Source organism: Faecalicatena sp., from assembly GCF_058819085.1.
This window is the reverse complement of the sequence record NZ_JBZUUL010000024.1, coordinates 219,111-233,528: the sequence shown is the minus strand read 5'-3', so window position 1 is coordinate 233,528 and position 14,418 is coordinate 219,111. Positions and strand designations below refer to the sequence as shown.

At 46.1% G+C, this 14,418-nt stretch carries 13 protein-coding genes; all 13 read left to right on the top strand.

The features are described 5' to 3' along the window. Positions 1-132: rubredoxin-like domain-containing protein (locus tag AC4OGX_RS12550; RefSeq protein ID WP_493330873.1), on the top strand; the 132-nt coding region annotated here is incomplete at its 5' end. 224 nt (positions 133-356) lie between these two features. Next, positions 357-1,796, top strand: a complete 1,440-nt coding sequence (locus AC4OGX_RS12545; protein WP_493330857.1) for an acyl-CoA carboxylase subunit beta — start codon at positions 357-359, stop codon at positions 1,794-1,796. A gap of 14 nt (positions 1,797-1,810) precedes the next feature. Then, positions 1,811-2,596, top strand: coding sequence for an OadG family transporter subunit (locus tag AC4OGX_RS12540; RefSeq protein WP_493330856.1), 786 nt, complete (start codon positions 1,811-1,813; stop codon positions 2,594-2,596). 17 nt (positions 2,597-2,613) lie between these two features. Further along, positions 2,614-2,982 carry a biotin/lipoyl-containing protein gene (locus tag AC4OGX_RS12535; RefSeq protein WP_493330855.1) on the top strand — a complete coding sequence of 123 codons (369 nt, stop codon included), beginning with the start codon at positions 2,614-2,616 and terminating at the stop codon, positions 2,980-2,982. Positions 2,983-3,002: 20 nt separating this feature from the next. Further along, positions 3,003-4,154: a sodium ion-translocating decarboxylase subunit beta gene (locus tag AC4OGX_RS12530; RefSeq protein WP_493330854.1), complete on the top strand. Its 1,152-nt coding sequence runs from the start codon at positions 3,003-3,005 to the stop codon at positions 4,152-4,154. 17 nt (positions 4,155-4,171) lie between these two features. Beyond that, positions 4,172-5,584: an oxaloacetate decarboxylase subunit alpha gene (locus AC4OGX_RS12525; protein WP_493330853.1), complete on the top strand. Its 1,413-nt coding sequence runs from the start codon at positions 4,172-4,174 to the stop codon at positions 5,582-5,584. A gap of 313 nt (positions 5,585-5,897) precedes the next feature. Further along, positions 5,898-7,685 carry an aminopeptidase P family N-terminal domain-containing protein gene (locus AC4OGX_RS12520; RefSeq protein ID WP_493330852.1) on the top strand — a complete coding sequence of 596 codons (1,788 nt, stop codon included), beginning with the start codon at positions 5,898-5,900 and terminating at the stop codon, positions 7,683-7,685. Between the two features lie 292 nt (positions 7,686-7,977). Then, on the top strand, positions 7,978-8,934 hold the full coding sequence (locus AC4OGX_RS12515; protein ID WP_493330851.1) for a MurR/RpiR family transcriptional regulator: 957 nt from the start codon (positions 7,978-7,980) through the stop codon (positions 8,932-8,934). Beyond that, a complete protein-coding gene (locus AC4OGX_RS12510; RefSeq protein ID WP_493330849.1) occupies positions 8,927-10,153 on the top strand; it encodes a BaiN/RdsA family NAD(P)/FAD-dependent oxidoreductase in 1,227 nt (408 codons plus the stop codon). Before AC4OGX_RS12515 ends, AC4OGX_RS12510 begins: the two co-directional genes overlap by 8 nt. A gap of 35 nt (positions 10,154-10,188) precedes the next feature. Beyond that, a complete protein-coding gene (gene cmk / locus AC4OGX_RS12505; protein WP_493330847.1) occupies positions 10,189-10,845 on the top strand; it encodes a (d)CMP kinase in 657 nt (218 codons plus the stop codon). Positions 10,846-10,917: 72 nt separating this feature from the next. Continuing rightward, positions 10,918-11,772, top strand: a complete 855-nt coding sequence (gene ispH / locus AC4OGX_RS12500) for a 4-hydroxy-3-methylbut-2-enyl diphosphate reductase (RefSeq protein WP_493330872.1) — start codon at positions 10,918-10,920, stop codon at positions 11,770-11,772. Then, entirely contained in the window at positions 11,753-12,835 is a 1,083-nt protein-coding gene (rpsA, locus tag AC4OGX_RS12495) for a 30S ribosomal protein S1 (protein ID WP_493330846.1), read from the top strand. The genes ispH and rpsA overlap by 20 nt, the downstream gene beginning before the upstream one ends. Positions 12,836-13,028: 193 nt before the next feature. Next, positions 13,029-14,348 carry an electron transport complex subunit RsxC gene (rsxC, locus tag AC4OGX_RS12490; RefSeq protein WP_493330845.1) on the top strand — a complete coding sequence of 440 codons (1,320 nt, stop codon included), beginning with the start codon at positions 13,029-13,031 and terminating at the stop codon, positions 14,346-14,348. The last annotated feature ends 70 nt before the right edge of the window (positions 14,349-14,418 follow it).

The following is a 14,418-nucleotide window of genomic DNA, read 5'->3' as shown; positions in this document are numbered from 1 at the left end:
GCAGGGGAAGCTCCTCTTGGATGGAAGTGCCGCAACTGTGGATATATTCATGAAGGTCCGGAGGCACCGGAGGTATGTCCTGTATGCATGTATACAAAAGCATATTTTGAGCGTCAGGTGCATAATTATTAAAATAATGCCTTACTATTATAATAGGTAGAAATTAGCTGGAAATAGGGTGGAAACGGCCGATGAGAAGACTCATCGGCCGTTTCTTTTGACGGGTCCACTTCCTGTGAAAAAAATGTCAAAATGTTTATTTATTTAATTGAAATTTTACCTTAAGTAGTATATACTAAAATAGGCAGAAATTTTGGTTTATTTTAAACAAATTTTATAATATGGAGGGCTAGATTATGAGCTACAATGCTACAGAAAACTCAGCGAGCAGACGAATTGCCATGCTGCTTGATGAGGGAAGCTTTGTTGAGATCGGCGGCGCTGTTACAGCGAGAAGTACAGATTTCAACCTGCAGACAAAAGATACTCCGGCTGATGGTGTCATCACAGGTTATGGGGTAATTGACGGCAATCTTGTTTACGTGTACAGCCAGGATGCTACAGTGTTAAAAGGATCTATCGGCGAGATGCATGCAAAGAAGATTGCGAATATTTATGATATGGCAATGAAGATGGGGGCACCTGTCATCGGATTGGTTGATTGTGCAGGGCTGAGACTTCAGGAAGCGACAGATGCGCTGGAGGCTTTTGGAAGCTTATATTTCAAGCAGTCCATGGCATCAGGAGTGATCCCTCAGATCACGGCGATCTTTGGTATGTGCGGCGGTGGTCTGGCAGTAGTGCCGGGACTGACTGACTTTACATTCATGGAAAGTAAAGAAGGTAAGCTGTTCGTGAATTCTCCGAATGCCCTGGAAGGCAACATTGCTTCCAAGTGCGATACTTCTTCTGCTGAGTATCAGAGCAGGACAGCAGGTCTGGTTGATGGGACCGGTGAGGAAGCGGATATCCTTGGACAGATCCGTGTGCTGATCGGCATGATCCCGGCGAACAATGAGGATGACATGTCTTATTCAGAATGCATGGATGATTTGAACCGTGTATGTGCTGATATTGCAAACGCAGCAGAGGATACAGGAATCGCACTCGCTATGATTTCCGATAACAATATTTTCTTTGAGACAAAGAAAGAATATGCCAAGGACATGGTGACAGGCTTTATCCGTTTGAATGGCATGACTGTGGGAGCTGTAGCAAACCGCTCTAAGGTCTATGATGCAGAGGGTAACGCTGCAGAAGAATTCGAACAGGTCCTTTCTGTTGACGGATGTAAGAAGGCGATTGATTTTGTTAACTTCTGTGATGCTTTTTCTATTCCGGTCCTGACACTGACGAATGTGACAGGCTTCAAGGCTACCATAGAATCAGAGAAGAACATGGCAAGAGCCGTTGCAAGACTTACTTATACATTCGCAAATGCAACAGTTCCAAAAGTGAACGTAATTGTTGGAAAAGCTTACGGAAGCGCATATGTTGCAATGAACAGCAAATCAATCGGAGCAGACATGGTATATGCATGGCCGACGGCACAGATCGGTATGATGGATGCTTCCCTGGCAGCACAGATCATGTATGCGGATGCAGATGCGGATACTTTAAAGGAGAAGGCAGCAGAGTATAAAGAGCTGCAGTCCAGTCCGGCCTCCGCAGCAAGAAGAGGCTATGTGGATGCGATCATCGAACCGGCAGATACGAGAAAGTATGTAATTGGAGCATTCGAAATGCTGTTCACAAAGAGAGAGGATCGTCCGGACAAAAAACACGGTACGGTTTAGTGAGGTGAGGCGAAGTGAAGAAAAAAATCAGTATATTATGTCTTGTCTTTCTCCTCATCTTTAGTTTTACAGGATGCGGCAGCAAAGAAAAAGACACAGCAGACTACGATCAGGCTACCATGGAGAACGCCGCTAATATGATCGTCCAGAGCTTCAGCAATATGGCAGATGCCGATTTCCAGAGATTTGAAGATATGTCGGATCTTGCATTGAATATGACACTGCTGCAGTCAGGCCTCCAGGTCGAGGGAGATGACTTCGTGACAATGATCGAGGCATGGAAAGCAGGAGTCAAGGAATGCGGAGATCTTACAGAGATCGGTGACTATGAACTTACAACTACAAACACTGGTGCTACACTTTCAGCTGATGCAGTGTTTGAGAACAGAAAAGCTGAGCTTTCCTTTACATTTGATGAGAAGATGAATATGGAAAGCATGACAATCAATGCAGAGTATACGACTGGTGAGATTCTTAAGAAGGCGGGTCTTAACACAGTCCTTGGTATGGGAACTGTATTTGTTGTATTGATTTTCATTTCATTTATTATTTCTTTATTTAAGTTCATACCTGCGATTGAAAAGAAATTCAGCAAAAAAGCGCCGGCTGCTGCGGCTGCAAAAGCAGCACCAAAAGCAGCACCGGCACCTGCGGCGGTACCGGCAAAAGTACAGGCTGCAGATAATGACGGAGAGCTTGCAGCAGTGATCGCAGCGGCGATCGCAGCGGCAGAGGGCACTTCAACAGATGGATTTATCGTCCGCTCAATCAAGAGAAGAAAGTCAAATAAATGGAGTTAATCAGGAGGAGATAAGAAATGAAAAATTATACAATTACAGTGAACGGCAATGTATATGATGTAACAGTAGAGGAAAAGGGCGCAGGCGCAGCACCTGTAGCAGCTGCAGCACCAGCTGCGGCACCAAAAGCAGCAGCACCGGCACCTGCGGCAGCACCGAAGGCCGCAGCAGGCGGAATCGAAGTAAAAGCAGGCGCAGCAGGAAAAGTGTTTAAAATTGAAGCAAGCGTAGGACAGAGCGTTCAGTCAGGAGATACTATAGTCATTATCGAGGCTATGAAGATGGAGATCCCTGTAGTAGCCCCAGAGGCAGGAACAGTTGCTAGCATTGATGTAGCAGTAGGCGATGCCATTGAATCAGGAGCAGTATTAGCTACATTAAACTAGTTCACCAGGAGGTTTGACAAATGGAATATATTTCAAATACATTAGGCAACCTGGTGCAGCAGACAGCCTTCATGAATCTGACGATTGGTAATCTGATCATGATCGCTGTTGCCTGCGGGTTCCTATATTTAGCAATCAGACACGGCTTTGAGCCGTTGCTGCTTGTTCCGATCGCCTTCGGTATGCTGCTTGTTAATATCTATCCGGATATCATGCTGCATGCAGAGGACGCTGCGAACGGAACGGGCGGACTTCTCTATTATTTTTATATGCTTGACGAATGGTCGATCCTGCCGTCTCTGATCTTCCTCGGAGTTGGTGCGATGACAGACTTCGGACCGCTGATCGCCAACCCAAAGAGCTTCCTTCTTGGTGCGGCAGCGCAGTTCGGTATTTTTGCGGCATATCTTGGCGCTATGGCAATGGGATTCTCAGACAAGGCTGCAGCAGCTATTTCCATCATCGGTGGAGCTGACGGACCTACCTCCATCTTCCTTGCAGGAAAATTGCAGCAGACGGCTATCTTAGGACCGATCGCAGTTGCGGCATATTCTTATATGTCACTGGTGCCGATCATCCAGCCGCCGATCATGAAGCTTTTGACGACTGAAAAAGAACGTAAGATCAAGATGGAACAGTTAAGACCGGTTTCCAAGCTGGAGAGAATTTTGTTCCCGATCATCGTAACGATTGTTGTTTGTACGATCCTTCCTACCACAGCACCGCTGGTTGGTATGCTGATGTTAGGTAACCTGTTCAAGGAGTCTGGTGTTGTAAGACAGCTTCAGGAAACAGCATCCAATGCACTGATGTACATCGTTGTTATTCTGCTTGGTACTTCTGTAGGTGCAACGACAAGCGCAGAGGCATTCCTGAATTGGGATACGATCAAAATCGTAATCCTTGGTCTGATCGCATTTGCATTTGGTACAGCAGCCGGTGTATTGTTCGGTAAGATCATGTGCAAGGTAACAGGCGGCAAGGTGAACCCATTGATCGGTTCAGCAGGTGTATCTGCCGTTCCTATGGCAGCCAGAGTTTCACAGAAAGTCGGAGCAGAGGCGGATCCTACAAACTTCCTGCTGATGCACGCGATGGGACCGAACGTAGCAGGTGTTATCGGTACTGCGGTAGCAGCCGGAACATTTATGGCTATCTTCGGCGTTAAATAATAATGGAGGACAATGAAATGGCAGAGATCGAAAAGAAACCAGTTAAAATAACAGAAACCATTCTGCGAGACGCTCATCAGTCTCTGATTGCCACAAGAATGACAACAGAGCAGATGCTGCCGATCGTAGAGAAGATGGACAAAGTCGGATATCATGCAGTAGAGTGCTGGGGAGGCGCAACATTTGATGCTTCCTTACGTTTCCTGCACGAAGATCCATGGGACAGACTCCGTAAGTTCCGTGACGGATTCAAGAATACTAAGCTGCAGATGTTATTCCGCGGACAGAATATCTTAGGATACCGTCCATATGCAGATGATGTGGTAGAGTATTTTGTACAGAAGTCAGCAGCAAACGGAATTGATATCATCCGTATCTTTGACTGTATGAACGATATCCGCAACCTGCAGACAGCTGTTACCGCAGCAAATAAAGAAAAAGCACATGCTCAGGTAGCAATGTCCTATACTCTTGGTGATGCATATACATTAGAGTACTGGATGGATCTGGCGAAGAGGATCGAAGATATGGGTGCAAACTCTATCTGTGTAAAAGATATGGCAGGTCTTCTTGTACCATATGAGGCAACCAAGCTTGTGACAGCATTAAAAGAAGCTGTCAGCATTCCGATCGAGATGCATACACATTACACATCAGGTGTGGGTGGAATGACATACCTTAAGTCTGTAGAGGCAGGAGCAGATATCATCGATACTGCAATGTCACCGTTTGCAATGGGAACTTCACAGCCGGCAACAGAGGTTATGGTTGAGACCTTCAAGGGAACACCATACGACACAGGACTGGATCAGAACCTGCTTGCAGAGATCGCAGACTACTTCAGACCGATCAGAGATGAAGCTTTAGCGAGCGGACTTTTGAATCCGAAGAACATGGGCGTAAACATCAAGACACTTCTGTATCAGGTACCGGGAGGAATGCTCTCTAACCTGACAAACCAGTTAAAAGAGCAGGGTGCAGAAGACAAGTTCTACGAAGTGCTTGAAGAAGTACCGCGTGTGCGTAAAGACCTTGGAGAATGCCCGCTTGTTACACCGTCATCACAGATCGTCGGAACACAGGCTGTTTTCAATGTCCTGATGGGCGAGCGTTACAAGATGGCAACAAAGGAAACAAAGGATGTATTATCTGGAAAATACGGTGCTACAGCAAAACCGTTCAACCCGGAGGTACAGAAAAAAGTAATCGGAGATGCAGAGGTGATCACATGCCGTCCGGCGGACCTGATCCCGAACGAGTTGGAAACTCTGCGTAAAGAGTGTGAGCAGTGGATCCAGCAGGATGAAGATGTCCTGACATACGCCCTGTTCCCACAGGTAGCAACAGATTACTTCAAATACAGACAGGCACAGCAGACAAAGGTAGATGCAAAAGTTGCAGATACTGAGGATGGAGCTTATCCTGTATAAGTATCACGTAAGGAATAAACGTGCAGGGAATCGGCAGCCAGACGCCGTCCCTTAAAAAGAACAGGGTGGGTTAAAAGCCTAAAGGCAGGCTGCTGCTCATTCCTGACAAAGAAGACAGAGAAAATGATGGACATGGATTCACTCCACATTTTCTCTGTTTTTCTGTTAGTATTCCCCCGTAAGCGTTAAGTCCCGCCCCCTTCTCTGCCTCCTTCCGGGCGTCCCCTTCTACTTTTCGATCGAGTAAAATTTCCTCCCCCATTCCTCCAATTTGTGCTATAATATCTTTATGAATGTAAAAGGAGGTTTTTTCATGAAAGTTACAGAGAGAGTTGAAAAGCTTCGTCAGTTGATGGCGGAGAAGGGCATTGACGTTTATGTTGTGCCGACAGCTGATTACCACCAGAGTGAATACGTTGGGGAACACTTTAAGGTAAGAGCGTTTATGACAGGATTTACCGGATCAGCAGGTACGGCAGTGTTCACGAAGGATGAAGCCGGAATGTGGACGGATGGAAGATATTTTATCCAGGCTGCCCAGGAGCTGGATGGAAGCGGCGTTACACTTCGTAAGATGGGAGAGCCGGGAGTTCCTACAGTTGAGGAGTATTTAAAGGCTGCTCTGCCGGAGAACGGCGTCATTGGTTTTGACGGACGTACTGTTGGAGTTGATGAGGGACAGGCTTATGCGGACATCGCTGCAGCTAAAGGCGGAAGCGTTGTTTATGATTATGACCTGGTAGACGCGATCTGGGAAGAAAGACCGCCGCTTTCAGAGAAGCCGGCATTTTTGCTGGATCTGAAGTATGCTGGTGAGACGGTTGCCTCTAAGCTGGAGCGTGTAAGGGCTGCGATGAAAGAGGCAGGTGCGAATGTACATGTGATCACGAGTCTTGATGATACGGGATGGCTTTTGAATGTAAGAGGGGATGATGTAGAATACTTCCCATTATTACTCTCCTACACGATTGTAAAGATGGATTCAGTTGAGCTTTACGCAGACGAACGTAAGTTCAATGACGAGATCAGGGCAGAATTTGAGAAGAACAATGTTCGTATACATGCATACAATGATGTTTATGAGGCTGTTAAGGCACTTGGTGAAGATGATGTTGTCATGATCGACCCAAGAAGACTGAACTATGCATTGTACAACAACATTCCTGAGGCTGTTAAGACTGTAAAGCAGGAAAATCCAACTGTTCTTATGAAAGCGGTTAAGAATGATGTTGAGGTTGAGAATATCAAAAAAGCACATATCAAAGATGGCGTTGCACATACGAAGTTTATGTACTGGTTAAAGAAGAATGTTGGCAGGATGGAGATCACAGAGCTGAGCGCATCCGATAAGCTGGAGGAGCTGCGGGCAGAGCAGGAGAATTTCTTATGGCCGAGTTTCGAGCCGATCTGTGCATACAAAGAGCATGGTGCGATCGTTCATTATACCTCTTCACCTGAGACAAATGTGGAGTTAAAGGAAGGCGCATTATTCCTGACAGATACAGGAGCACATTTCTATGAGGGTTCCACGGATATCACACGTACAGTTGCGTTAGGCGAAGTCAGCCAGATCGAAAAGGACCATTTTACAGCAGTAGCAGTCAGCATGCTGAACCTGGCAGATGTGAGGTTTATGTATGGCTGTACAGGAATGAACCTGGATTATGTAGCAAGAGAACCGTTCTGGAGACAGAACTTGAATTTCAATCACGGAACCGGACACGGTGTAGGCTACCTTGGCAATATTCATGAGCCGCCGACAGGTTTCCGCTGGCAGTTCCGTCCGAATGAGGTACATCCATTCGAGGCTAACATGATCATCACAGATGAGCCTGGTATTTATATAGAAGGTTCCCATGGTATCCGTACCGAGAATGAGCTGTTAGTATGCAAGGGAGAGAAGAATGAATATGGTCAGTTTATGCACTTTGAAACGATCACATTCGTACCGATCGACCTGGATGCTATCAATCCAGACCTGATGACCGAGAAAGAGAAGAAGCTTCTGAATGATTACCACAAGAAGGTTTATGAACTCATCGGACCACATCTGAATGAAGAAGAGCGTGAGTGGCTGAAAGAGTATACAAGAGAGATTTAATCTCATTAAAGGAAGCAGTGAAGCGGATCAGGAATGTCCGCTTTGACAGAACATAACTGAATCAGAGCCAGATCTTATGGAATGTCAAAAGTCATTTGTAAGATCTGGCTCTTTTTGACGCTTTCACCGCCAAAACCAAAGGCGTGTTAAGAACCGAATGGTCTTATAGAAACTAAGAACCTCACAGATTCCGACTTGAAATCGAATTTTGGGTATTGTATAATCAGAATGTTATTAATTGATATAAACCAAGGTTTTCTATATAAAAATGGAAGCAGGAAGAGGAAAGATTGTGAGTGAAAATAAGGTGAGCACGAATGAGAGCGGTACGAATGAATTGCTGCTTCGGATTGAAGAAAGATATAAGAAACTCAGCAAGGGGCAGAAGCGTCTTGCCGATTATGTCTGCGAGAATTATGACAAGGCAGTGTTTCTGACTGCGGCAAAATTAGGCGAGATTGTTGGGGTCAGTGAGTCTACGGTAGTGCGGTTTGCCACCCAGCTTGGATATAAAGGGTATCCGGGATTCCAGAAAGCATTGGAGGAATTGGTGCGCAATAAGCTGAACTCGATCCAGAGGATGGAGGTGACTTATGGGCGGATCAGCCAGTCGGAGATCCTCGCGACTGTTCTGCAGTCTGATATTGAGAAGATCAAGCTGACTCTTGCAGGAATCGACCAGAAGGTATTTGAACTTGCCATTGACACGATTTTAAATGCGAAGAGAATCTATGTGATCGGGATCAGAAGCTGTGCGCCGCTGGCTGCATTCTTAACATTTTATCTGAATCTGATCTGTGAAAATGTAACTGCGGTGAATACAAACAGCTCCAGCGAGATTTTTGAACAGCTGATCAGGATCAATGAGAATGATGTGATCATCGGGATCAGTTTTCCAAGGTATTCTATGCGCACCTTAAAAGCGCTGGAATTTGCCAGCAACAGGAAAGCAAAGGTGATCACGCTGACGGACAGCGTCCATTCCCCAATGACGCTTTATTCCTCCTGTAATCTGATCGCCAGGAGTGACATGGCTTCCATCGTGGATTCCCTGGTGGCGCCATTGAGTGTTGTGAATGCCCTTGTAGTCGCACTGTGCATGAAAAAGCAGAAGGAGGTCGTGACCACACTGGAAACACTGGAGGAGATCTGGGATGAATATCAGGTATACAGCGGTGATGAACTTAACCATGTCAGTGACAAACTGCCTGTGGCACCAAAAGAGATAAAGGGGAACGCGGATGAGTAAGGTTTTGATAATCGGCGGCGGTGCAGCCGGGATGATGGCCGGGATATTTGCTGAGCGCAGCGGCCATGAAGTCCATATTTATGAGAAGAATGAGAAATTAGGAAAAAAACTGTTTATTACAGGTAAGGGAAGATGCAATATTACGAATGCGGGTGATATGGATACTCTGTTTGCATCCGTAATGACAAATCCTAAGTTCCTTTACAGCGGATTTTACAGCTTTACAAACAAGCAGGCTGTTGATTTCTTTGAGGAATTGGGAGTGCGGACTAAGATTGAGCGGGGAAACCGTGTATTTCCCGTATCAGACCACTCATCAGATGTAATCTCGGCCATGAGCAGGGAATTGAACCGGCTTCGTGCGAAAATACATCTGAATAGTCCTGTGAAGGATATACGGACAGAGGAGGGGCATTTCCACAGCCTGCTCCTTGCGGACGGGGAGGAGATCACAGGGGATGCATGTATTGTCGCAACAGGAGGTGTTTCTTACCCTTCCACAGGCTCTACGGGGGACGGGTACCGGTTTGCGAAGGATACCGGCCACCGGGTGACAGAATTATCTCCATCGCTTGTACCGATGGAGACTCTGGAGAACGTAAAAGAGCTTCAGGGGCTTTCCCTGCGCAATGTGAATGCCTGTATTTATCAGGAGAGAAAAAAGATTTATGAAGAATTTGGGGAGATGCTTTTTACTCATTACGGTGTGAGCGGCCCTATCATCATCAGTGCCAGCAGTGCGGTCGGGAAAAAGCTTGAGGCGGGAAATCTCCGTCTTGTGATCGACCTCAAGCCGGCGCTTTCATTTGAACAGCTGGATGCGAGGGTGCTCCGTGATTTTGAGGAAAATATCAACAAGCAGTTCAAGAATGCGGTGGACAAATTGTTTCCCGCTAAGTTAAAGCCGGTCATGATCCAAAGGAGCGGGATCGATCCCGAGAAAAAGGTGAATGAGATCAGCCGGGAACAAAGGCAGCGGTTTGTGACTCTGATCAAGAATTTTGAGTTTACGCTTGTAAAGCTGCGTGATTTTAAAGAGGCGATCATCACAAAGGGCGGAGTGGATGTAAAACAGATCGATCCGGGTACGATGGAGTCAAAATTAATTCCGGGGCTCTACTTTATCGGGGAGGTCCTGGATCTGGACGCCTTGACCGGCGGCTTTAACCTGCAGATCGCATGGTCGACAGCCTATCTCGCAGGAATAGCAATTCCGTAAAGGAAAGTATCAAAAACAGAATGAGGAGAAAGAAAATGGGTTATAATGTTGCGATAGATGGTCCGGCAGGTGCCGGAAAAAGCACGATTGCAAAACTGGTGGCAAAGGAAAAAGGATATATTTATGTGGATACAGGGGCGATGTACCGTGCGATGGCAGTTCATTTCTTAAACTGCGGGATCGATCCCGGGGATACGAAAGGGATCGTGGATGCCTGCCGGGATGCCGATGTCAGCATTCAATACGAGGACGGCGTACAGCAGGTCTATCTAAACGGTGAGAATGTGACTTCCATGTTAAGGGAAGAACGGGTCGGCAATATGGCATCCGTAAGCTCTGCCGTCCCCGAGGTGCGCAAAAAGCTTCTGGAGCTGCAAAGAGGGCTTGCCCAAAGAGAAGATGTGATTATGGACGGAAGGGATATCGGAACACATATCCTCCCGGATGCCGATGTCAAGATTTACCTGACGGCAAGTGTTGCAACGAGAGCAAAAAGGCGTTATGATGAATTGACGGAAAAAGGAATCCGCTGCGATTATGAGGCGATCGCACATGATATCGAGGAGCGCGACAGAAGAGATATGAGCCGTGAGACTGCCCCTCTTAGGCAGGCCGAGGATGCCATACTTGTGGACAGCTCAGAGATGACCATCGAGGAGGTCGTGGCGGAAATCATAAGACACTGTAAGTAGACAGCGGCTATGGGGAAGGAACAAAACGGATAACGAATATCTGCTTTGAGAAGTCAGAGAAAGGAAGGCAGTATGGAAATCAGGCGGGCGAAGACAGCAGGCTTTTGTTTCGGCGTGAAGCGAGCCGTAGAAACCGTATATCAACAGCTGGATCAAGAAAAGGACAACCGTATCTACACCTATGGTCCCATCATCCATAACGAGGAAGTGGTCAAGGATATGGAGAAAAAGGGAGTTAAGGTGCTGCGTTCAGAGGAAGAGCTTAAGGAACTAAAAGACGGGATCGTCATAATCCGTTCCCATGGAGTCCCGGAGCGAATCCACAGGGAGATGGAAAAGAATGGACTAAAGATCATCGATGCGACCTGCCCGTTCGTGAAAAAAATACACAATATTGTCAGGAAAGAGAGCGGTGAAGGGAAGCATATCGTTATCATCGGGAATCCTGACCACCCGGAGGTGGAAGGGATACGCGGCTGGGCCGGAGAAGAGGTGACGGTAATACAGACTCCAGAGGATGCTCAAAAATTTTCAGTAAAACCCGGGAAAAAGGTATGTATTGTCTCCCAGACGACATTTAATTACAATAAATTTAAAGATTTAGTTGAAATTCTATTAAAAAAGAGTTATGATGTAAGTGTTTTAAATACAATCTGTAATGCAACGAAAGAGCGTCAGACTGAAGCACGTAGTATTGCAGAAGAGGTGGATGCTATGATCGTGATTGGTGACAAACATAGTTCCAACACCCAGAAGTTATTTGAAATTTGCCAGAAAGCATGTAAAGATACGTACTATATACAGACACTTGACGATTTGGATTTGAATCAATTAGGGTCAGTGGAAACAGTAGGTATTACAGCAGGGGCATCCACGCCCAACAATATAATTGAGGAGGTTCAAAATAATGTCAGAATTATCTTTTGAACAAATGTTAGACGAGTCATTTAAAACAATTCACAATGGAGAGGTAGTTGAGGGTACAGTCATTGACGTGAAGCCAGATGAGATTATCCTGAATATCGGATATAAGGCAGATGGTATCATTACAAAGAGTGAGTATTCTAATGATCAGTCTCTGGATCTGACCACAGTGGTTAAGGCCGGCGATCCTATGACAGTGAAGGTTTTAAAAGTGAATGACGGTGAAGGTCAGGTTTTACTGACTTATAAGAGATTAGCAGCAGAAAAGGGCAATGAGAGATTAAGGGAAGCTTTCGAGAACAAAGAGGTTCTGAAAGCAACTGTTACTCAGATCCTTGGCGGCGGATTATGTGCAACAGTAGAAGAGGCACGTGTATTCATTCCGGCAAGCCTTGTTTCTGATTCCTATGAGAAGGATTTAAGCAAGTATGAAGGACAGGAGATCGAATTCGTGATCAGCGAATTTAATCCGAGAAGAAACCGTGTGATCGGTGACAGAAGACAGCTGCTTGTAGCCGAGAGAGCAGAGAAGCAGAAAGAGCTGTTTGCTAAGTTACAGATCGGAGATACGATCGAAGGAACTGTTAAGAATGTAACAGACTTTGGCGCATTCATTGATCTTGGAGGTGTTGACGGACTGTTACATATCTCTGAGATGTCCTGGGGAAGAGTCGAGAATCCTAAGAAGGTCTTCCAGGTAGGAGATACATTAAAAGTCCTTGTAAAAGATATCAATGATACAAAGGTTGCCTTAAGCCTGAAGTTCCCGGAGACAAATCCGTGGGCAAATGCGGCAGAAGATTTTGCAGCAGGCAAGATCATCACAGGAAGAGTGGCACGTATGACAGACTTCGGTGCATTTGTTGAGCTTGCACCAGGAGTAGATGCACTGCTTCACGTTTCCCAGATTTCCAGGGCACACGTTGAGAAACCATCAGATGTACTTTCTATCGGACAGGAGATTACAGCTAAGATCGTTGACCTGAACGAGGCAGACAGAAAGATCAGCCTGAGCATGAAGGCTCTTGAGCCGGATGCACAGGAAGTTTCTGAGACAGAAGAATAGGAATGAATCCAAAATAATAATAAGATATCAGATAGAGGCCGAAACAGCCTCTATCTTTATTTTGTGGTAAATGTTAAAAAAACATCAAGATGTATGGATTTATGTGCAATAAAGTGGCCTAATTTACTGGATTTTAGACACAATTTTTAGTACAATACAAGTATTGCGATAAGAGAAAGGAAGGTAGTAAAGAATGGGACTTTTAACTTTTAAAGGTGGAATTCATCCAAATGACGGTAAAAGTCTGGCAAAGGATCAGGCGATTACCGAAGTACTGCCGAAAGGTGATTTGGTATATCCACTTTCACAGCATATCGGTGCCCCGGCAAGTCCAATCGTACAAAAGGGCGACCATGTGTTAAAAGGCCAGAAGATTGCTGAAGCGGGAGGATTTGTATCTGCTCCGGTTTATGCATCTGTTTCAGGTACAGTCAAAGGTCTGGAAAAGCATTTCAACCCTACAGGAAGTAAAGTGGACTGCATCGTGATCGAGAATGACGGAGAATATGCGGAGGTAGAATACCCTGCTGTCAAGCCGTTTGACGAGTTGACGAAGGAGGAGATCATCGGCATGATCGGTGAGGCTGGAATCGTCGGAATGGGCGGTGCCGGATTCCCTACGAGAGTGAAGCTTTCTCCCAAGGAACCTGACAAGATTGACTATATCATCGCCAACTGTGCGGAGTGTGAACCTTATATCACAGCGGACTACCGGAGAATGTTAGAGAATACAGAAGAGCTTGTAAGCGGGATGCGGGTGGTGCTTTCTCTCTTCCCAAATGCAAAAGGACTCTTTGGAGTAGAAGATAATAAGAAAGACTGCATTGAAAAATTGAAGGAGGCTACAAAGGATGAGCCTCGTATGGAAGTGAAGACTCTTCAGACCAAGTATCCGCAGGGTGCAGAGCGTCAGTTGATCTATGCGGTGACAAAGCGTGCGATCAATTCTACAATGCTTCCGGCTGATGCCGGATGTATCGTTGATAACGTGGAGACTCTGGTTAGTATCCACCGTGCAGTCATCGAAGGAAAGCCACTGATGGAAAGAGTAGTAACAGTCAGCGGAGACGCTGTTGAAAAGCCGGGCAATTTCAAGGTGCTTCTGGGTACGAACCAGCAGGAGCTTGTGGAAGCGGCAGGCGGATTCAAGAGTGCACCGAAGAAGGTGATCTCCGGTGGTCCGATGATGGGATTTGCCATGATGACCTTAGATACTCCGATCACAAAGACCTCTTCCTCTATTCTGGGATTTACGGAGGATGAAGTTGCAAAGTATAAGCCAAGCGCATGTATCAACTGCGGACGCTGTGTGGAGGTATGTCCGAGCCGGATCATTCCGTCCAGACTGGCAGACTATGCGGAGCGTCATGATGAGGAGACATTTACGGCCCAGAACGGACTGGAATGCGTGGAATGTGGTTCCTGCAGTTATGTCTGTCCGGCGAAAAGGCCGCTTAAGCAGTCCATTGGTTCTATGCGTAAGATTGCTCTGGCAAACAGAAAGAAGAAATAACGAGAGAGGTGAGAAAATTGAACGAGAATTATAACATATCATCTTCACCGCATATACGAGATAAGGTAAC

Bases quoted from the DNA above. Each gene is read 5' to 3' on its own strand.
- AC4OGX_RS12520 (WP_493330852.1), top strand. From the start codon at position 5,898: ATGAAAGTTACAGAGAGAGTTGAAAAGCTTCGTCAGTTGATGGCGGAG.
- AC4OGX_RS12510 (WP_493330849.1), top strand. From the start codon at position 8,927: ATGAGTAAGGTTTTGATAATCGGCGGCGGTGCAGCCGGGATGATGGCC.
- rpsA (WP_493330846.1), top strand. From the start codon at position 11,753: ATGTCAGAATTATCTTTTGAACAAATGTTAGACGAGTCATTTAAAACA.
- AC4OGX_RS12525 (WP_493330853.1), top strand. From the start codon at position 4,172: ATGGCAGAGATCGAAAAGAAACCAGTTAAAATAACAGAAACCATTCTG.
- AC4OGX_RS12545 (WP_493330857.1), top strand. From the start codon at position 357: ATGAGCTACAATGCTACAGAAAACTCAGCGAGCAGACGAATTGCCATG.
- AC4OGX_RS12530 (WP_493330854.1), top strand. From the start codon at position 3,003: ATGGAATATATTTCAAATACATTAGGCAACCTGGTGCAGCAGACAGCC.
- cmk (WP_493330847.1), top strand. From the start codon at position 10,189: ATGGGTTATAATGTTGCGATAGATGGTCCGGCAGGTGCCGGAAAAAGC.
- rsxC (WP_493330845.1), top strand. From the start codon at position 13,029: ATGGGACTTTTAACTTTTAAAGGTGGAATTCATCCAAATGACGGTAAA.
- AC4OGX_RS12535 (WP_493330855.1), top strand. From the start codon at position 2,614: ATGAAAAATTATACAATTACAGTGAACGGCAATGTATATGATGTAACA.
- ispH (WP_493330872.1), top strand. From the start codon at position 10,918: ATGGAAATCAGGCGGGCGAAGACAGCAGGCTTTTGTTTCGGCGTGAAG.